We start from the raw sequence: 19,309 nt of genomic DNA on the forward strand, positions 1-19,309 counted from the left end.
TTTAAAATTTTGCGATCTGTATCGAAGAATTGAAACTAATTTAACATTACAAAAAATCAGCGAAATTTAACCGCTTATTTAGTGGCTCTCGACCGAAATAAATGCCTTAAAAATCAAATTTTTGCTTTTAAAATTGAGCTGTTCGCTATATCATTAGCAGTTAATTTTATGCGTATAGTTACGCACTCGCTCTGAAAATAATTCAGATTTTGCATTTTCATTTTATGCCCTAGGGGGAAGACAAAAGTAGATGGAACAGTTAGAACAAAAACCAATCATCGAACTACGCAATGTGACGAAAAGCTATGGTAGCAAAACGATTCTTAAAAATTTAAATTTAACCATTAATGACGGTGAGTTTTTAACTATTTTAGGTCCTTCAGGCTGCGGTAAGACAACAGCGTTACGTTTAATTGCGGGTTTTGAAGACTTGACGGAAGGTTCGATCATTCTTGACGGTCAAGATGTATCTAACGTTCCGGCCGAACAACGTCCGGTCAATACGGTTTTCCAAAGTTATGCGTTATTCCCGCATATGACGATTTTTGAAAACGTGGCGTTCGGTTTACGTATGCAAAAAGTGCCGAATGATCAAATCAAACCTCGCGTAATGGAAGCATTGCGTATGGTGCGTTTGGAAGATAGAGCGGAACAAAAACCGGCTCAGCTTTCGGGCGGTCAGCAACAACGTATTGCCATTGCTCGTGCGGTAGTAAATAAGCCGAAAGTATTATTATTGGACGAATCGCTTTCTGCACTTGATTATAAATTGCGTAAAGAAATGCAGAACGAGTTAAAAGCATTACAACGTCAGTTAGGCATTACCTTTATTTTCGTTACGCACGATCAAGAAGAGGCATTAACCATGTCTGATCGTATTATCGTTATGAACGGCGGTAAAATTGCGCAAGACGGTACGCCTCGTGAAATCTATGAAGAACCAAGTAATTTATTTGTCGCTCGTTTTATCGGCGAAATCAACGTGTTTGATGCAACCGTGATTGAACGTGTTGATGCGCGTAATGTAAAAGCGAATGTAGAAGGTCGTATCTGTAATATTAAAGTGGAAGATATGGACGTTCAGCCGAATCAAAAACTGAAAGTATTGTTACGTCCGGAAGATATTTTGATCGAAGAGTTGGACGAAAACGAAAGCTCTAAAGCGATTGTCGGTCATATTTTAGATCGTAATTATAAAGGTATGACGTTAGAATCAAGCGTGAAACTTGATCATAACGGTATGACGGTATTGGTAAGTGAATTCTTTAACGAAGATGATCCGAATATCGATCACGAGGTCGGTCAAAAAGTGGCATTAACTTGGTATGAAGGTTGGGAGGTTGTACTCAACGATGAAGATTGCTAACAACAAATTCCAAGCCGGAACGGTTTCGGTTATCTTCGGTTGGTTGTTGCTTTTTGTACTCGTACCGAACGTATTGGTACTGTTAATCAGCTTTTTAACCGAAAACCGCCAAAGCGCATACTTTGTAGATTTCATCTTTAGCCTTGACGCATATACGCAGTTGTTCAACGATACCTATGCAACGGTATTGTGGAACTCGTTTAAAATATCGGCGATAGCAACGTTTTTCTGTTTAATCATCGGTTATCCGTTTGCGTTTATTATCGCTAAAATGCCGGCGAAGATTCGCCCGATTTTACTGTTTTTAGTGGTATTGCCATTCTGGACAAACTCACTGATCCGTATCTACGGCATTAAAATTTTCTTAGGCGTGAAGGGGGTATTAAACGAGGCGTTATTGGCAATCGGCTTAATTGACGAACCGCTTCGTTTATTAAACTCCGAATTGGCGATTATTATCGGTTTAGTATATATCCTGTTACCGTTTATGATTTTACCGCTTTATTCTTCTATCGAGAAAATTGACGGTCGTTTATTAGAGGCGGCAAAAGATTTAGGTGCGAATGCTTTCCAACGTTTTGTGCGTGTAACCATTCCACTGACAATGCCGGGGATTGTAGCAGGCTGTTTATTAGTATTATTACCGGCAATGGGAATGTTCTATGTTGCCGACTTATTAGGCGGCGGTAAAACACCGTTAATCGGTAATATTATTAAGAGCTTGTTCTTAAATACCAACCAGTTTGCATTAGGTTCGGCGGTTAGTATCGCCCTTACCGTGTTAATGGCGTTAATGTTATATGTTTATTACCGTGCAAATAAATTATTAAATAAAAAGGTGGAGCTTGAATAATGAAAAAGACCTTAAGAAACTTTTTTATGTTCGTGGTGTTTGCCTACCTTTATATTCCGATTATTATTTTGGTGGTAAACTCATTTAACGAAGACCGTTACGGCTTACAATGGAAAGGATTCAGTTGGAACTGGTATGAGCGTTTATTCGCTAATGATACGTTAGTGCAAGTGACGATGAACTCATTAACGATTGCGTTTTTTGCCGCAACATTTTCAACCATTTTAGGGGCATTAACTTCGATTGCGCTATACCGCTATAAATTCCGTGGTAAGCAAATGGTCGGTGGTTTACTGTTTATCGTGATGATGTCGCCGGATATCGTAATGGCAGTTTCATTATTAGTGCTATTTATGATTTTAGGTGTGCAACTCGGTTTTATTTCGCTATTAATTGCGCATATTACTTTCTGTTTGCCTTATGTGGTTATTACTATTTCATCTCGTTTAAGCGATTTTGACGGTAAGATGTTGGAAGCGGCAAAAGATTTAGGTGCAAGCGAAGTAACGATTTTACGTAAAATTATTTTACCGTTGGCATTACCATCGATTATTTCCGGTTGGTTATTAAGCTTTACCATTTCGTTGGATGACGTAGTGGTTTCATCATTCGTTACCAGCCCAAGTTATGAAGTATTACCGTTAAAAATCTTCTCGCTGGTGAAAACGGGTGTAACGCCGGAAGTCAATGCGTTAGCAACGATTATGATTATTTTCTCATTAACATTGGTGGTCTTAAGCCAATTAGTGGTAAGAAAAAAAGCATAATTTGATTAAAAATGGCTCGCTGATTAGCGGGCTATTTTTTTGCAAAAAATTAGCCAAAATAGACCGCTTGTTAGCCTGTTATTCTATACAGTTTTCTGTTATGCTAAGGCAAATTTTTTAGTTTGGAATAAAATCAATGATCGGAAGATTACACGGTAAAATTATTGAAAAACAACCGCCTGAAATGGTAATTGATGTTCAAGGTGTCGGATATGAAGTGCTATTGCCGATGACGAGCTTTTACAGCTTGCCACAAGTAGGTGAAGAAGCCACAATCTTTACGCATTTAGTCGTACGTGAAGATGCACATTTATTATTTGGTTTTGCACAAAAGCAAGACAGAACACTATTTCGTGAATTGATTAAAACCAACGGTGTTGGGCCTAAATTAGCCCTTGCGATTTTATCGGCGATGTCAGTTTCACAATTTGCGAATGCGGTAGAACATGAAGAATTAGCTAAATTAACTAAAATTCCGGGCATTGGGCGTAAGACAGCCGAGCGTTTATTAGTAGAACTCAAAGGCAAATTCAAAGGTGTGGCACAAAGTGATTTCTTTGAAGAACATTCGGTTGAAACGATTGTTGCAACACATTCGCACGATCCGGCAGATGAAGCCCGTGATGCCTTAGTGGCGTTAGGCTATAAACTCGCTGATGCTGAGAAGATGATTAAGAAAGTGAATAAAGCGGGTGCAACCAGCGAACAATTAATTCGTGAAGCATTAAAAGCCTCTCTTTAAAAAGTAAAAATACCTTAAATGATTGAAGCAGATAGAATAATTAGTGCCTCGCCGAAGCGTGAGGAGGAAGTGATTGATCGTGCGATTCGTCCTAAATTATTGGCGGATTATGTCGGTCAGCCGTCTGTACGAGAGCAGATGGAGATCTTTATTAAAGCGGCAAAATTGCGTGATGAGGCGCTAGATCACTTATTAATTTTTGGTCCGCCGGGATTGGGTAAAACCACCTTAGCTAATATTGTTGCCAACGAAATGGGCGTGAATATTCGTACCACTTCCGGACCGGTGCTGGAGAAAGCGGGCGATTTGGCGGCAATGTTGACTAATTTAGAGCCTTATGACGTGTTATTTATTGATGAGATCCACCGCTTATCACCGGCAATTGAAGAAGTGCTGTATCCGGCGATGGAAGATTATCAGCTGGATATTATGATTGGCGAAGGACCGGCGGCACGTTCAATTAAACTGGATTTACCGCCGTTTACCTTAGTGGGGGCAACCACCCGTGCCGGCTCACTGACTTCTCCGTTACGTGACCGCTTTGGTATTGTACAGCGTTTAGAGTTTTACTCGGTGGATGATTTAACCTCGATCGTAAAACGCAGTGCCGATTGCTTAAACTTAAATTTATCGCCGAATGCTGCTTATGAAGTGGCTCGCCGTTCACGAGGCACACCACGTATTGCCAATCGTTTATTACGCCGTGTGCGAGATTATGCCGATGTACGTAATAACGGCGTGATTACCTCTGATATTGCCAAACAAGCGTTAGCAATGCTTGATGTAGATTCCGAAGGCTTTGATTTTATGGATATCAAGTTACTGCAAGCGATTGTGGAACGTTTTGACGGAGGCCCGGTCGGCTTAGATAACTTAGCCGCAGCAATTGGTGAGGAGCGAGATACGATTGAAGACGTGCTTGAACCTTATTTGATTCAGCAGGGTTTTTTGCAACGAACACCGCGAGGACGTATTGCCACCAGCCGAACTTATGCGCATTTAGGCATTGCGAAGTTAGATTAAATACAAGCGGTTATTTTTGTAAAATTTTAGGCAAAAATAACCGCTTGTTTCCTATACTATTTTAACATTGCAATATAATTGCAACTGACATCATTATTCAGCCAAAACTTTTCGGTTAGCGGATTAAAATGATAACCTTTCATTTCTTGGCAGCGTAAATTCGCCATATCACACCAATTTAATAATTCCGCCGGTTTAATAAATTTTTCAAATTCGTGCGTGCCTTTCGGCAACATTTTAAGCACGTATTCCGCCCCGATGATAACTAACATATAGGCTTTAAGCGTACGGTTAATGGTGGAGAAAAACAGCACTCCATCCGGTTTGAGTAACGCCTTGCAGCTTTGAATAATCGAAAGCGGATCCGGTACGTGTTCCAACATTTCCATACAGGTAATCACATCAAATTTTTCAGCGTGACAAGCGGTCTGATTTTGCACAAAATCTTCAATCGTGGTTTGGCGGTAATCAATGGTTAATCCGCTTTCTTCGGCGTGTTTACGTGCAACGTCAAGCGGTTCGGTTGTCATATCAATACCCGTAACATTTGCACCGGCTTTTGCCATCGCTTCGCTTAGAATGCCTCCGCCACAGCCGACATCCAAGACTTTTTTGCCGAATAAGCCGTTCGATTTTTGCTGAATATAGTCTAGACGTAACGGATTAAGTAAGTGAATCGGTTTAAAACTGCCGTTCGGATCCCACCAAGTGGCTGCCATTTTTTCAAATTTATCGAGTTCTGTTTGATCAATGTTATTCATAGAAAATTGTCTTAAGTAAGTAAAAAAGGTCAAATTGCAAAATATTCTCTTAATTTAACCGCTTGTGTTCATTTTCAACTTTCAAAATCCAACTTTCAACTGTTTTTTGTGCTATAATTGAATAAATTTTTCGCCCTAATGGATAGGGCTACTTCTTTAAACGTGATTAGGAAATTTCAATGAGCGAATTAGCCAAAGATATTACCCCCGTCAGTATCGAAGACGAGTTAAAAACGTCTTATCTCGACTATGCGATGTCTGTGATTGTCGGACGTGCGCTTCCCGATGTGCGTGATGGTTTAAAACCGGTGCACCGCCGCGTGTTATTCTCAATGGATCAAAACAGCAATACCTTTAACCGCCCGCACGTAAAATCTGCACGTGTGGTGGGCGACGTAATCGGTAAATATCACCCGCACGGTGACTCCGCTGTGTATGACACCATTGTACGTATGGCACAGCCGTTCTCACTTCGTTATATGTTGGTTGACGGTCAAGGTAACTTTGGTTCGATTGACGGCGATGCGCCGGCGGCGATGCGTTATACCGAAGTGCGTATGCAAAAAATTACGCAGGAATTATTAACGGACTTAGATAAAGAAACCGTGGATTACTCGCCGAACTATGACGGCAAAGAGATGATTCCTGATGTATTACCGACCAAAATCCCAGCGTTATTGGTCAACGGTTCATCCGGTATTGCGGTGGGTATGGCGACTAATATTCCGCCGCATAACTTAAATGAAGTGTTGGACGGTTGCTTAGCCTACATTGAAAACGAGCAAATCGGCATTGAAGAATTAATGCGTTTTATCCCTGGTCCGGATTTCCCAACAGGGGCGATTATTAACGGTCGTAAAGGGATTGAAGAAGCGTATCGTACCGGTCGTGGTAAAGTTTACGTGCGTGCTAAAGCAAGTGTAGAAACCACGGAAAAAGGGCGTGAGCAAATTGTGGTAACTGAGCTTCCGTACCAAGTAAACAAAGCGAAGTTGATCGAGAAAATTGCCGAATTAGTGAAAGATAAGAAAATCGAAGGCATTAGCGGTATTCAAGATCACTCGGATAAAAAAGGTATCTCAATCGTTATCGAAGTAAAACGTGATGCAGTGGGTGAAGTGGTATTAAATCACCTTTACTCATTAACTCAAATGCAAGTCACGTTTGGTATCAATATGGTTGCGCTTGATCACGGTCAGCCGAAAGTATTGAACTTAAAACAAATTATCGAAGCGTTCGTAAAACACCGCCGTGAAGTGGTGACACGCCGTACCATTTTTGAATTACGTAAAGCGCGTGAGCGTGCGCATATCTTAGAAGGTTTGGCGATTGCGTTAGCCAATATCGATCCGGTTATCGAATTAATCCGTAACTCAAAAACAGCGGACGAAGCGCGTGAAGGTTTATTAGCTCGTGCGTGGGCATTGGGTAATGTCGCACCAATGTTGGAAGCTGCCGGTGTTGATGCGTCACGTCCAGAAGATTTACCGGAAAACTTAGGTGTACGTGACGGTCAATACTATCTTTCCGAAGCGCAAGCACGTGCAATTTTAGAATTACGTTTACACCGTTTAACCGGTTTAGAGCATGAAAAAATTGTGGATGAATACAAAGCATTGCTCACTGAAATCGGCGAATTGTTACGTATTCTAAGCAGTGCAGAACGCTTAATGGAAGTGATTCGTGAAGAATTAGAAAAAGTGAAAGCAGAATTCGGTGACGAACGTCGTACCGAAATTACAGCGGCTTCGGGCGATATTAATATGGAAGATTTAATCGCTCAAGAAGACGTGGTAGTCACACTTTCTCATGCTGGCTATGTGAAATACCAACCGCTTTCAGATTACGAAGCACAACGTCGTGGCGGTAAAGGTAAATCGGCGACTAAGATGAAAGAAGACGATTTCATCGAGAAATTATTAGTAGCAAACACGCACGATACGATTTTATGTTTCTCAAGCCGTGGTCGTTTATATCAATTGAAAGTGTATCAATTACCGCAAGCAAGTCGTGGCGCACGTGGTACGCCAATCGTGAACATTCTGCCGTTAGTGAAAGAAGAAAACGAGCGTATTACGGCGATTCTACCGATTCCGAACGGTGAATTTAGTGCGGATAAATTTATCTTTATGGCAACCGCAAGCGGTGTGGTGAAGAAAGTGAGTTTAGATGCGTTCAGCAACGTGCGTTCAAGCGGTCTAATTGCATTAAAACTTCGCGAAGGCGATGAGTTAATCGGCGTTGATATTACTGATGGCGAGAGCGAGATTATGTTATTCTCGGCACAAGGTCGAGTAGTACGTTTTGCAGAAAAAGCCGTGCGTGCAATGGGACGTACCGCAACCGGTGTTCGAGGCATTAAACTTGCTACGACAGACATTTCAAGTGAAGAAATTGAAGAAGCGGAGATCGTAGAAATTGAAAACGAGGAAGCGGATGAGTCTTCAGTAAGTCTTGATACCGACCGTGTGGTTTCACTTGTGATTCCTCGTACGGAAGGCGATATTCTAACTGTAACGCAAAACGGTTTCGGTAAACGTACCGTGATTGGCGAATATCCGGTTAAATCTCGTGCAACCAAAGGTGTGGTTTCTATCAAAGTGAATGAGCGTAACGGTAAAGTAGTTGCGGCAGTTCAAGTTGAAGAAGCGGATCAAATTATGTTGATTACCGATGCCGGAACGCTAGTACGAACCCGAGTTGCAGAAGTTAGCCTCGTTGGTCGTAACACCCAAGGCGTCCGCATTATCCGCACCGCAGATGATGAAAGCGTAGTAAGCGTAGAACGAGTTTGCGAACCTGATGATGAAGACGAAAACGGCGAAGCGTTAGATAACGTAGAAAGCACAGAAACTTCAACAGAAGCCTAAACAAAGGGCGTAAGACCCTAAACAAGCGGTCGGATTTTGGTAAAATTTTGCAAAAATCCGACCGCTTTTGATTATAAGCAAAGAGAGGAAAGATAAGATGACAGCAATTCAACAAAGAGCGGAACTTCAACGCCGTATTTGGCAAATTGCAAATGAAGTACGTGGTTCGGTTGATGGTTGGGATTTCAAACAATATGTGCTTGGCACATTGTTTTACCGTTTTATTAGCGAACATTTTGTGAATTATATCGAAGGTGGCGATGAGAGCATAAAATATGCGGCTTGGTCGGACGATGATGAAAATATCAAATTAGGCAAAGAACACGTTATTAAAGAAAAAGGCTATTTTATCTACCCAAGTCAGCTGTTTGAAAACGTGGTAAAAAACGCCCATAGCAACCCAAATTTAAATACTGAACTCAAAGAAATTTTTACCGCTATCGAAAGCTCTGCTACAGGCTACGATTCTGAAAATGACATTAAGGAGTTGTTTGCCGATTTTGACACCACTTCTAACCGCTTGGGTAACACAGTGGAAGATAAAAACAAGCGTTTGACAGCGGTACTGCAAGGCGTAGCTGGACTACCTTTTGGGCGTTTTGAAGATAACCAAATTGACCTGTTTGGCGACGCATATGAATTTTTGATTTCTAACTATGCGGCAAATGCGGGGAAATCGGGCGGTGAATTTTTCACGCCACAAAATGTGTCGAAATTGATTGCACAACTTGCTTTGCACGGTCAAAAAGCGGTAAACAAAATTTATGACCCTGCTTGTGGTTCAGGCTCACTCTTGTTGCAAGCGAAAAAACAATTTGATGATCACATCATCGAAGAAGGGTTTTTCGGTCAGGAAATCAATCACACCACCTATAACCTTGCTCGTATGAATATGTTTTTGCATAACATTAACTACGACAAATTCGACATCACGCTTGGCGATACATTACTCAAACCGCAATTTGGCGACAGCAAGCCGTTTGACGCAATCGTTTCTAACCCTCCGTATTCAGTGAAATGGGTGGGCGATGGCGACCCAACACTGATTAACGATGAACGTTTTGCCCCTGCTGGCGTGCTTGCCCCAAAATCTAAAGCCGATTTTGCCTTTATTTTGCACGCATTGAGCTACCTTTCGGCTCGTGGACGTGCAGCAATTGTTACTTTCCCGGGCATTTTCTACCGTGGTGGAGCAGAGCAAAAAATCCGTCAGTATTTGGTGGATAACAATTTTGTAGAAACCGTGATTTCTCTTGCTCCAAACCTGTTTTTCGGCACAAGTATTGCGGTAAATATTTTGGTGTTATCGAAAAATAAAACCGACAGCAAAACTCAATTTATTGATGCAAGCGGTATTTTTAAGAAAGAAACCAACAATAACGTTTTAACCGATGAGCATATCGCTGAAATTCTGAAATTGTTTGGCGACAAAGCCGATGTTGATCATTTAGTTAAAATGGTGGACAACCAAGCCATTGCCGATAACGATTACAACCTTGCAGTCAGTTCTTACGTTGAGGCAAAAGATGAGCGAGAAGTGATTAACATCAGCGAACTTAATGCCGAAATTAGCGAAACTGTGGAAAAAATCGACCGCTTGCGTACCGAAATCGACAGCATTATTGCGGAGATTGAGGGGAAGTAAAATGAACGAACTCAAACTTTTTGAAAACCGTCAAATCCGCTCAACTTGGGACGATGAAAAAGAAGAATGGTTTTTTAGCATTGTGGATATTGTGGGAGCATTGACGGAAAGTAGCAATCCACGCCGCTATTGGAGTGATTTGAAACGAAAAATCATCGATGAGTAGGCGGAATTGAGTTGTACGAAAAAATCGTACAACTGAAAATGCAGTCTTCCGATGGCAAATTTTATAGCACGGATGCCGCTGATATGGCAGGCATTTTCCGCATTATTCAATCCATTCCGAGCCCCAAAGCCGAGCCGTTCAAACTCTGGCTTTGATTGAAGATATGGCAAAGAAAAAATAACAAAAAGTAGTAAAAGTAGGATGGGCTTTAACCCATCAAATTGGTTTGTGTGGGTAGGCGAATGATGGGCTAAAATCCATCCTACAAGAGATAAAGAGCGGTCAAATTTTAATGAATTTTTGCAAATGGGAAATAAACAATGAACATTTTCGAACTGATTAAAGATTGTAAAGTGGAATGGAAAAGTTTGGGGGAGATTTTAATCCGTACAAAAGGCACAAAAATAACTGCGGGACAAATGAAAGAATTGCATAAAGAAAATGCCCCTGTAAAAATCTTTGCAGGCGGAAGAACAGTTGCTTTTGTTGATTTTAATGATATTCCCCAAAAAGATATCAATAATGAACCGTCAATTATTGTAAAATCACGGGGAATTATTGAATTTGAATATTATGACAAGTCATTTTCTCATAAAAATGAAATGTGGTCATATCATAGTAAAAATGAAAATATTAATATTAAATTTGTTTATTATTTTCTAAAACAAAATGAACCGCACTTTCAGAATATCGGTTCAAAAATGCAAATGCCACAAATTGCAACTCCAGATACGGATAAATATAAAATCCCAATCCCCCCTCTAGAAATTCAAGAAAAAATCGTAAAAACACTTGACATTTTTACGAAGCTGGAAGCTACGCTGGAAGCTACGCTGGAAGCTGAATTATCGCTGCGTGTCAAGCAATATGATTATTATCGTAATGAGTTATTAACTTTTGACGATGATGTGGAGTTTATAACACTGGATAAAATTTCCGAAAATTTAAACTCAATGAGAAAACCTATAAAAAGTGGTTTGCGTGAGAAAGGTCGTATTCCATATTATGGAGCATCTGGAATTGTAGATTATGTAGAAGATTATATTTTTGATGATGAAATATTATTAATTTCAGAAGATGGTGCAAATTTGATTGCAAGAAATACACCTATTGCATTTAGTGTGCTTGGTAAATGTTGGGTTAATAATCATGCTCACGTTTTAAAATTTAAAACAGATGTTGAACGTAAATTTGTTGAGTTTTATTTAAACAACTTAGATTTAAGTCCTTTTATTTCAGGTGCAGCCCAGCCTAAGCTAAATAAACAAAATCTCAATAAAATACCTATTCCTAATATTACATTTGCCACTCAGCAAAAAATCGTGGATATTTTGGATAAATTTGACCGCTTGACGAACTCTATTTCAGACGGTTTACCAAAAGAAATTGAACTTAGACGTAAGCAGTATGAGTATTATAGAGAGCAGTTGTTGGGGTTTAAGCAGTAGTACAAAATTATCTAGTTGATGGGTATTTTACGGTAGTAAGCAATTTTTGACGTAGTTTAAGTAAGGTAAAGGTTGTTTTCTAACATTATTGAAAAATAAAAATTTATTTTTGCTAAGCAAGATTTGAGAGAAAATAAGCAAGGAAAAAAGATGGAATCTATATCAAAAATTAACAGTATCGTGACTAAGGATTACTTAGTGACACAGCCAGAAAATCAGTATTTTGAGCGTGAAGGGTTGGGTGAAAAAGATATTAAACCCACTAAAATTGCCGAAGAGTTAATCGGTATGTTGAATGCTGATGGTGGAATTTTAGCTTTTGGCGTATCAGATGCAGGAGAGATACAAGATTTACGCCAGATTGCAGATAAATTAGATGATTATCGTAAGCTCGTTTTTGATTTTATTAAGCCGCCTTGCCATATTCAGTTGGAAGAAATTGAAATAGATGAAAAACTTATTTTTCTATTTCACGTTGAGCAAGATTTAGAGCGTATTTATTGTCGTAAAGATAACGAAAAATTTTATTTGCGTGTTGCTGATAGCAATAGAGAGCTTAATCAAGAGCAAATTAAAAAGTTGGAATATGATAAAAATATTCGTTTATTTGAAGATGAAGTTGTTGTTGATTTTGATATGGATGATCTTGATCAAGAATTGCTACAAACCTATAAAGAGAAGGTAAATTTCACAAAAGGTGATGTATTTCAGTTATTGTATAATCGTAATTTAGTATCTAAAAAAGAGGGTGAATATCAGCTTAAAAAATCTGCAATTTTACTCTTTTGTAAAAATCCTGAACGTTATATTCCTTCGGCTTCCGTCCGTTATATTCGTTATGATGGAATGATTGCAAAGGTGGGGACAGAGCATAATGTCATTAAAGATCAACGTTTTGAAAATAATATTCCTAAACTGATTGACGAAGTGGCTTATTTTTTTACGAGCTTCGTTGAGAGATTATTATTTTTTAGATATTGAAACAGGTAAATTTAGGAAAGTCCCTGAATATCCCGAAGAGGCGTGGTTAGAAGGTGTGGTAAATGCTTTATGTCATCGTTCTTATAATGTTTCTGGTAATGCCATTTATATTAAACATTTTGATGACAGGCTAGAAATTAGCAATAGCGGTCCATTACCTGCACAAGTAACGATTGAAAATATTAAAACGGAGCGTTTTGCAAGAAATCCTAGAATTGCAAGGGCTTTGGAGGATTTTGGTTATGTTCGCCAACTAAATGAGGGTGTCTCTCGAATTTATGAGTCAATGGAAAAATCAATGCTCACTCAACCAGAGTACCGAGAACAAAATGGTAATGTCTATTTAACATTGAGAAATCGGATCAGGTTACACGAGAAAACTATATCAACGGAACTTATGGTTCTTATTGAAGAAAATTGGTTAGCTTACAATGAAACACAAAGAAAAATTCTTACTTATCTATTTTTAAATAATGTGGCAACATTAACCGAGTTAGTTGAACATACAAATATTAATGCTAACTCAATACGAGCTTATTTAAATAGTTTTATTGACAGTCGTATTATTGAGCGCCATAGCTTAAAACAGCGTGATGTTAATGCAACATATACGTTTAAAAAGGGTTAAGCAAGTTCTAACACATTTTAAGCAAGTTTAGCATTAAGTGATAACTTTTTGAAAAATAATTGTTTTTATGTATTAAGCAAGATTTAAAAGAAAATAAGCAAGTTTTTATTTTTCTTTCCAGTATCAGGTATAGGCAAAATGATTGAAACCACCCCCATTACCGAAACCAATAAATTTATCGTTTTAGATAAATATGAGCGATTAGAGCAAGGCTCAAGCTACCAAACGGAAAGCGATTTGGAACGTGAATTGATTGCGGATTTGCAAAATCAAGGTTATGAATATCGTACTGATCTAAATAGTCAAGAGACGTTATTGCAAAATGTAAGAAAACAATTAGAAACGCTGAATAATGTGCAGTTTTTAGATTCGGAATGGCAACGTTTTTTGACGGAATATTTAGATAAACCGTCTGAAAATATCATTGATAAAACTCGCAAAATTCATCACGACCATATTTATGATTTTGTGTTTGATAATGGGCGGATTCAAAATATTTATTTGGTGGATAAAAAGCAGGTCGCTCGCAATAAGGTGCAAGTCATTAACCAATTTGAACAGACTGGCACGCACGCTAATCGCTATGACGTTACTATTTTGGTCAATGGTTTGCCATTGGTGCAGATTGAGCTGAAAAAGCGTGGCGTGGCAATTCGTGAAGCCTTTAACCAAATTCATCGTTATAGCAAAGAGAGCTTTAATTCTGAACATTCGTTATTTAAATTTTTGCAAATTTTTGTGATTTCGAACGGCACGGATACTCGCTATTTTGCCAATACCACTAAGCGAGATAAAAACAGCTTTGATTTCACGATGAATTGGGCGAGATCGGATAATACTTTAATTAAAGATCTGAAAGATTTTACTGCCACATTTTTCCAAAAAAATACCTTGCTTAATGTGCTTTTGACTTACTCGGTGTTTGATGTGAGTGATACACTTTTGATTATGCGTCCCTATCAAATTGCAGCAACGGAGCGAATTTTATGGAAAATTCGCAGTTCACATTTGGCGAATAATTGGTGTAATACGGAGAGTGGTGGCTATGTTTGGCATACGACAGGGTCAGGAAAAACGCTGACCAGCTTTAAGGCGGCTCGCCTTGCTACTGAATTAGATTTTATTGATAAAGTATTTTTCGTGGTGGATAGAAAAGATTTGGACTATCAGACGATGAAAGAATACCAACGTTTTTCGCCTGATAGTGTGAATGGTTCGGACAGTACTGCAGGGTTAAAAAGTAACATTGAAAAAGATGATAATAAAATCATCGTAACCACCATTCAAAAACTCAATAACTTGATGAAAAGTGAAGATAAATTGGCGATTTATCAACAGCCTGTTGTCTTTATTTTTGACGAATGCCACCGCTCACAGTTTGGCGAAGCTCAGAAAAATCTGCATAAGAAATTCAAAAAATTCTGCCAGTTTGGTTTTACAGGAACGCCAATTTTTCCTGAAAATGCGTTAGGAACTGAAACAACCGCGAGTGTATTTGGGCGAGAGTTGCATTCTTATGTGATTACCGATGCGATTCGAGATGAAAAAGTGCTGAAATTTAAGGTGGATTATAATGATGTTCGCCCGAAATTCCGTGATATTGAAACTGAGCAAAATCTTGATAAATTAACCGCACTTGAAACCAAAGAAGCGTTATTGCACCCAGAACGTATTAAGGAAATTACCCAATATATTTTGAGTCATTTCAAGCAAAAAACACACCGCTTGAATGCAACAGGCAAGGGCTTTAATGCGATGTTTGCGGTAAGTAGTGTGGAGGCTGCAAAGCATTATTACGAGCAATTCAAATTACAGCAACAAGCGGTTGACAAAACGCAAAGCGTTTTGAACGTTGGCTTTGCCAACGGCTCCGAAGGAGTGAGAAATCTGTCACAACAGATTTCGAATAAAAAACCATTAAAAGTTGCAACGATTTTCTCTTTTGCGGCAAATGAAGAGCAGAATGCGATTGGCGAAATTGAAGATGAGGGTTTTGAACCAACGGCAATGAATAGCTCGGCAAAAGAGTTTTTAGAAGTTGCTATTGATGATTACAATCAAATGTTTCGCACCAATTTTGGTGTAGATAGTAAAGCGTTCCAGAATTATTACCGTGATTTAGCCAAGCGAGTTAAGAATCAAGAGGTTGATTTACTAATTGTGGTAGGAATGTTTCTGACTGGTTTTGATGCTCCAACACTAAACACTCTATTTGTAGATAAAAACTTGCGTTATCACGGCTTGATGCAGGCTTTTTCTCGTACGAACCGCATTTTTGATGCAACCAAAACATTTGGTAACATTGTTACCTTTCGTGATTTGGAGCAAGCAACGATTGATGCGATCACTTTATTTGGTGATACGAATACTCGTAATGTTGTACTTGAGCGAAGCTACCAAGACCATATGCATGGTTATGAAGATTCGTCAGGCAAGAAACATCGTGGTTATTTAGAGGTCGTTAAAGAATTACAAGAAAAATTCCCGGAACCAAATAATCTTAAAACAGAAGAAGATAAGAAGGCATTTACTAAGTTGTTTGGTGAGTATTTACGCTTAGAAAATGTGCTACAAAATTATGATGAGTTTCACGAATTAGTTAAATCAGGACAAGATAATCAGGTTTGTGAAACACCAGCTATTTATGGCAGCAATGCACTAGAAACGCTTACGGAGCGTCAAGTTCAAGATTATCGTTCGGCTTATAATGATATTCGAGATTGGCAACGACGTGAACGAGATAACACTGAATCAAAATCTTCCGTTGATTGGAGCGACGTTATTTTCGAGGTTGATTTACTAAAATCACAGGAAATCAATCTAGATTACATTCTTGAACTGATTTTTGAACATAATAAGAAAATCAAGAATAAAGATGAGTTGGTTGATGAAGTTCGCCGAATGATTCGTTCAAGTATTGGGAATCGAGCGAAAGAAAGTTTGGTGGTAGATTTTATTCATCAAACAGATCTGAACAGTATCCCTGATAAAGCAAGCGTGATAGACGCCTTTTTCCAATTTGCCCAAAAAGAGCAAAGAAGAGAAGCAGAAGATCTGATTCAATCCGAAAAATTAAACGAAGAAGCGGCAAAACGTTATATTAGTAGCTCACTAAAACGCGAATATGCCAGTGAAAACGGCACGGATTTGGTGAGTATGTTACCAAAAATGAACCCACTAGATCCTAAACGTCATAAGAAAAAGGAAACGGTTTTCCAAAAAATTGTTTCATTTATTGAGAAGTTTAAGGGTGTAGGTGGAAGTATTTAATTTAGAATTAGGATAAGAATGGCACTACTAAATTTATCCAATGCCTATTTAGGTTTTGGCGATCATCCGTTATTGGATCATACGGAATTACATATTGAACCTAGCGAGCGAGTTTGCTTGGTTGGACGCAACGGGGCGGGTAAGTCCACGCTGATGAAAGTCTTGGCGGGCGAAGTTCAGTTAGATGACGGTAAGCTGATTTTTGAAAAAGATATTGTGGTGACTCGCCTTGAGCAAGATCCGCCTCGTCATATTCAAGATACCGTTTTTGATTATGTGGCGGAAGGCATTGCACATCTTAGCGACTTATTAAAGCAATATCACTCCATTTCGCAACAAATGCAGACGGATTATAGCGATGAGCTATTATCAAAATTATCGAATGTACAGGCGCAACTTGAGCATAATAACGGTTGGCAGTTTGAGAATCGTATTCAAGATACCCTTAAATTATTGGAATTGGATCCGGATAAACGTTTATGCGAATTATCAGGCGGTTGGGTTCGCCGTGCGGCATTAGCTCGTGCATTGGTAGCGGATCCGGATATTTTGTTATTAGATGAACCGACCAACCATTTGGACGTGGAAGCAATTACTTGGCTTGAGGATTTATTGCTCAATTTCAAAGGCTCGATCATCTTTATTTCACACGACCGTTCGTTTATCCGTAAGATGGCAACTCGCATTGTCGATCTTGACCGAGGTAAGCTAGTTTCTTATCCAAGTAATTACGATGTGTATTTAGAAACTAAAGCGGAAGATTTGCGTGTTGAAGCATTACAAAATGAGCTGTTTGATAAAAAATTAGCACAGGAAGAAGTGTGGATTCGTCAAGGCATCAAAGCTCGCCGTACCCGTAATGAAGGGCGTGTGCGAGCATTAAAAGCCTTACGTGAAGAACGCCGTAATCGCCGAGAAGTACAGGGTACGGCTAAAATTCAAATCGATCAAACCGCACGTTCCGGCAAAATCGTATTTGAAGTGGAAAATGCAAGTTATGAAATTGAAGGTAAAACTTTACTGAAAAATTTCACAACTACCATTCAACGAGGCGATAAGATTGCGTTAGTTGGGGCGAACGGCTGCGGTAAAACCACCTTTATCAAATTGTTATTAGGCGAGTTACAACCGACTTCAGGCTCAATTCGTTGCGGTACAAAACTGGAAGTGGCTTACTTCGACCAATATCGTGCCGAGCTTGATCTTGAGAAAACGGTAATGGATAACGTAGCAGACGGCAAACAAGACGTTGAAGTAAACGGGGTAAAACGCCATGTGTTAGGTTATCTACAAGATTTCTTGTTCCCTCCAAAACGTGCGATGACACCGGTAAAAGCCTTGTCGGGCGGTGAGCGTAACCGTTTATTGTTGGCTAAATTATTGCTTAAGCCGAATAACTTGTTGATTCTGGACGAACCAACCAATGACTTGGACGTTGAAACCCTTGAGTTATTGGAAGATCTATTGGCGGATTATCAAGGCACATTGCTGATTGTGAGCCACGACCGTCAATTTATAGACAATACCGTAACGGAATGTTATTTCTTTGAAGGTAACGGCGTATTAAATAAATACGTAGGCGGTTATTTTGATGCGAAACAGCAACAAGAAAATTACCACGCAAATATTACGCAGAACCAGCCGAACAAGCGGTCAAATTCTGCAGAAAATTTGCAAAAAACAGAAGAAAAACAACCGCTTGTAGTGAAGTCGGAACCGGCTAAAAAAGTAAAACTTTCTTATAAAGAGCAAAGAGAACTTGAAGAGTTGCCAGCCAAAATGGAAGCCCTAGAAGCGGAAATGGAAAGTTTGCAGGCAGAAGTAAATAGTGCGGACTTTTTCAGTAAAGCTCCAAGCTATACGCAAGCACAGCTACAAAAATTGGCAGATGCGGAAATGGCATTAGAAGCTGCTTTTGAGCGTTGGGAAGCGTTAGAAAATATCAAAAATGGGAATTCGTAATGGCGAGAGTGGATAATTATGAACAACGTTTTGGCGGAATCGGGCGACTTTATACGCCGGAAGGTTTAGCAAAACTACGTCAGTCACATATTTGTGTGATTGGGATTGGCGGTGTCGGTTCGTGGGCGGTGGAAGCGCTGGCTCGTTCGGGGATCGGTAAAATTACTATGATTGATATGGACGATATTTGCGTAACTAATATCAACCGCCAAATTCATGCGATGACCGGTACGATTGCTCAATTAAAAACCGAAGCGATGAAAGAACGTATTGAACGGATTAATCCTGAATGTGTGGTAGAAATTATCGATGATTTCATCACACCGGAGAATATCCCCGAATATCTGAATCGTGGTTATGATTATGTGATTGATGCGATTGATTCTGTCAAAACCAAAGCGGCTCTGATTGCCTATTGCAAACGTAACAAAATTAAAATGATTACTACCGGCGGAGCAGGCGGGCAGACCGATCCGACCCAAATTCAAATTACCGATTTAAGTAAAACGATTCAAGATCCGTTGGCGTCTAAAGTGCGCTCGTTATTGCGTAAGGAATATAACTTTAGTCAAAATCCAAAGCGTAAGTTTGGTATTGATTGTGTTTTCTCAACGCAACCGCTCATCTTTCCGAAAATGGGCGAGGGCTGTGAGGTATCGGCAACGATGAATTGCGCAAACGGTTTCGGTGCGGTAACGATGGTAACCGCAACTTTCGGCTTTTTTGCGGTAAGTAGAGTGATTGACAAGTTATTGAAATCGTAATAAGCGGTCGGATTTTATTAAAGTTTTGGAAAATAAAAGCCTCTGAAAAATCTTCAGAGGCTT

General features: G+C 39.4%; 14 protein-coding genes and 1 pseudogene. 14 read left to right on the plus strand and 1 reads right to left on the minus strand.

What is annotated here, in order from left to right:
- Positions 1–250: 250 nt before the first annotated feature.
- The 5 genes from potA to ruvB all read left to right on the plus strand — a co-directional run bounded on the left by potA (position 251) and on the right by ruvB (position 4,751).
- A complete protein-coding gene (gene potA, locus DRF63_RS01470) occupies positions 251–1,366 on the plus strand; it encodes a spermidine/putrescine ABC transporter ATP-binding protein PotA (protein WP_005596185.1) in 1,116 nt (371 codons plus the stop codon).
- A complete protein-coding gene (potB, locus tag DRF63_RS01475) occupies positions 1,353–2,219 on the plus strand; it encodes a spermidine/putrescine ABC transporter permease PotB (protein WP_005596186.1) in 867 nt (288 codons plus the stop codon). Before potA ends, potB begins: the two co-directional genes overlap by 14 nt.
- Positions 2,219–2,986, plus strand: coding sequence for a spermidine/putrescine ABC transporter permease PotC (gene potC / locus DRF63_RS01480; RefSeq protein WP_043991733.1), 768 nt, complete (start codon positions 2,219–2,221; stop codon positions 2,984–2,986). Before potB ends, potC begins: the two co-directional genes overlap by 1 nt.
- Before the next feature lie 136 nt (positions 2,987–3,122).
- Positions 3,123–3,728, plus strand: coding sequence for a Holliday junction branch migration protein RuvA (ruvA, locus tag DRF63_RS01485; protein WP_005596191.1), 606 nt, complete (start codon positions 3,123–3,125; stop codon positions 3,726–3,728).
- A gap of 18 nt (positions 3,729–3,746) precedes the next feature.
- Positions 3,747–4,751: a Holliday junction branch migration DNA helicase RuvB gene (gene ruvB, locus DRF63_RS01490; protein WP_005596193.1), complete on the plus strand. Its 1,005-nt coding sequence runs from the start codon at positions 3,747–3,749 to the stop codon at positions 4,749–4,751.
- Positions 4,752–4,807: 56 nt separating this feature from the next.
- Here the strand turns inward: ruvB and ubiG are convergent, their stop codons facing one another.
- Positions 4,808–5,512, minus strand: coding sequence for a bifunctional 2-polyprenyl-6-hydroxyphenol methylase/3-demethylubiquinol 3-O-methyltransferase UbiG (gene ubiG, locus DRF63_RS01495; protein ID WP_005596195.1), 705 nt, complete (start codon positions 5,510–5,512; stop codon positions 4,808–4,810).
- Between the two features lie 179 nt (positions 5,513–5,691).
- Here ubiG and gyrA point away from each other — a divergent pair, with 179 nt between their 5' ends.
- The 9 genes and pseudogenes from gyrA (at position 5,692) to tcdA (ending at position 19,246) form a co-directional block, all read left to right on the plus strand.
- Positions 5,692–8,382: a DNA topoisomerase (ATP-hydrolyzing) subunit A gene (gyrA, locus tag DRF63_RS01500; protein ID WP_005596197.1), complete on the plus strand. Its 2,691-nt coding sequence runs from the start codon at positions 5,692–5,694 to the stop codon at positions 8,380–8,382.
- 97 nt (positions 8,383–8,479) lie between these two features.
- Positions 8,480–10,027, plus strand: coding sequence for a type I restriction-modification system subunit M (locus DRF63_RS01505; protein WP_005596198.1), 1,548 nt, complete (start codon positions 8,480–8,482; stop codon positions 10,025–10,027).
- Position 10,028: 1 nt separating this feature from the next.
- Positions 10,029–10,345 (plus strand): annotated as a pseudogene (locus tag DRF63_RS11385) (BRO-N domain-containing protein); the annotation flags it as partial.
- Positions 10,346–10,513: 168 nt separating this feature from the next.
- Positions 10,514–11,641 (plus strand): restriction endonuclease subunit S, encoded by a 1,128-nt coding sequence (locus tag DRF63_RS01515; protein WP_005596201.1) that lies wholly within the window; start codon positions 10,514–10,516, stop codon positions 11,639–11,641.
- A 150-nt stretch (positions 11,642–11,791) separates the two neighbouring features.
- Positions 11,792–12,622 (plus strand): AlbA family DNA-binding domain-containing protein, encoded by an 831-nt coding sequence (locus tag DRF63_RS11430; RefSeq protein WP_233432336.1) that lies wholly within the window; start codon positions 11,792–11,794, stop codon positions 12,620–12,622.
- Complete coding sequence (locus DRF63_RS11435; protein WP_233432337.1) at positions 12,594–13,250, plus strand: ATP-binding protein; 657 nt, start codon at positions 12,594–12,596, stop codon at positions 13,248–13,250. The genes DRF63_RS11430 and DRF63_RS11435 overlap by 29 nt, the downstream gene beginning before the upstream one ends.
- 138 nt (positions 13,251–13,388) lie before the next feature.
- A complete protein-coding gene (locus DRF63_RS01525; protein ID WP_005596202.1) occupies positions 13,389–16,520 on the plus strand; it encodes a type I restriction endonuclease subunit R in 3,132 nt (1,043 codons plus the stop codon).
- An 18-nt stretch (positions 16,521–16,538) separates the two neighbouring features.
- Positions 16,539–18,482, plus strand: a complete 1,944-nt coding sequence (locus tag DRF63_RS01530) for an ABC transporter ATP-binding protein (RefSeq protein WP_005596203.1) — start codon at positions 16,539–16,541, stop codon at positions 18,480–18,482.
- The gene (tcdA, locus tag DRF63_RS01535) at positions 18,482–19,246 is read left to right on the plus strand and encodes a tRNA cyclic N6-threonylcarbamoyladenosine(37) synthase TcdA (RefSeq protein ID WP_005596204.1); all 765 of its coding nucleotides are present in this window, start codon (positions 18,482–18,484) and stop codon (positions 19,244–19,246) included. The genes DRF63_RS01530 and tcdA overlap by 1 nt, the downstream gene beginning before the upstream one ends.
- The last annotated feature ends 63 nt before the right edge of the window (positions 19,247–19,309 follow it).

Source organism: Actinobacillus pleuropneumoniae (assembly GCF_003290385.1).
GTDB lineage: Bacteria > Pseudomonadota > Gammaproteobacteria > Enterobacterales > Pasteurellaceae > Actinobacillus > Actinobacillus lignieresii.

What these genes read in the sequence shown, in the direction of transcription:
- tcdA (WP_005596204.1), top strand. Translation starts at nt 18,482, where the DNA reads ATGGCGAGAGTGGATAATTATGAACAACGTTTTGGCGGAATCGGGCGA.
- potB (WP_005596186.1), top strand. Translation starts at nt 1,353, where the DNA reads ATGAAGATTGCTAACAACAAATTCCAAGCCGGAACGGTTTCGGTTATC.
- potC (WP_043991733.1), top strand. Translation starts at nt 2,219, where the DNA reads ATGAAAAAGACCTTAAGAAACTTTTTTATGTTCGTGGTGTTTGCCTAC.
- ubiG (WP_005596195.1), bottom strand. Translation starts at nt 5,512, where the DNA reads ATGAATAACATTGATCAAACAGAACTCGATAAATTTGAAAAAATGGCA.
- DRF63_RS11430 (WP_233432336.1), top strand. Translation starts at nt 11,792, where the DNA reads ATGGAATCTATATCAAAAATTAACAGTATCGTGACTAAGGATTACTTA.
- ruvA (WP_005596191.1), top strand. Translation starts at nt 3,123, where the DNA reads ATGATCGGAAGATTACACGGTAAAATTATTGAAAAACAACCGCCTGAA.
- DRF63_RS01505 (WP_005596198.1), top strand. Translation starts at nt 8,480, where the DNA reads ATGACAGCAATTCAACAAAGAGCGGAACTTCAACGCCGTATTTGGCAA.
- ruvB (WP_005596193.1), top strand. Translation starts at nt 3,747, where the DNA reads ATGATTGAAGCAGATAGAATAATTAGTGCCTCGCCGAAGCGTGAGGAG.
- DRF63_RS01525 (WP_005596202.1), top strand. Translation starts at nt 13,389, where the DNA reads ATGATTGAAACCACCCCCATTACCGAAACCAATAAATTTATCGTTTTA.
- DRF63_RS01530 (WP_005596203.1), top strand. Translation starts at nt 16,539, where the DNA reads ATGGCACTACTAAATTTATCCAATGCCTATTTAGGTTTTGGCGATCAT.
- gyrA (WP_005596197.1), top strand. Translation starts at nt 5,692, where the DNA reads ATGAGCGAATTAGCCAAAGATATTACCCCCGTCAGTATCGAAGACGAG.
- DRF63_RS01515 (WP_005596201.1), top strand. Translation starts at nt 10,514, where the DNA reads ATGAACATTTTCGAACTGATTAAAGATTGTAAAGTGGAATGGAAAAGT.
- potA (WP_005596185.1), top strand. Translation starts at nt 251, where the DNA reads ATGGAACAGTTAGAACAAAAACCAATCATCGAACTACGCAATGTGACG.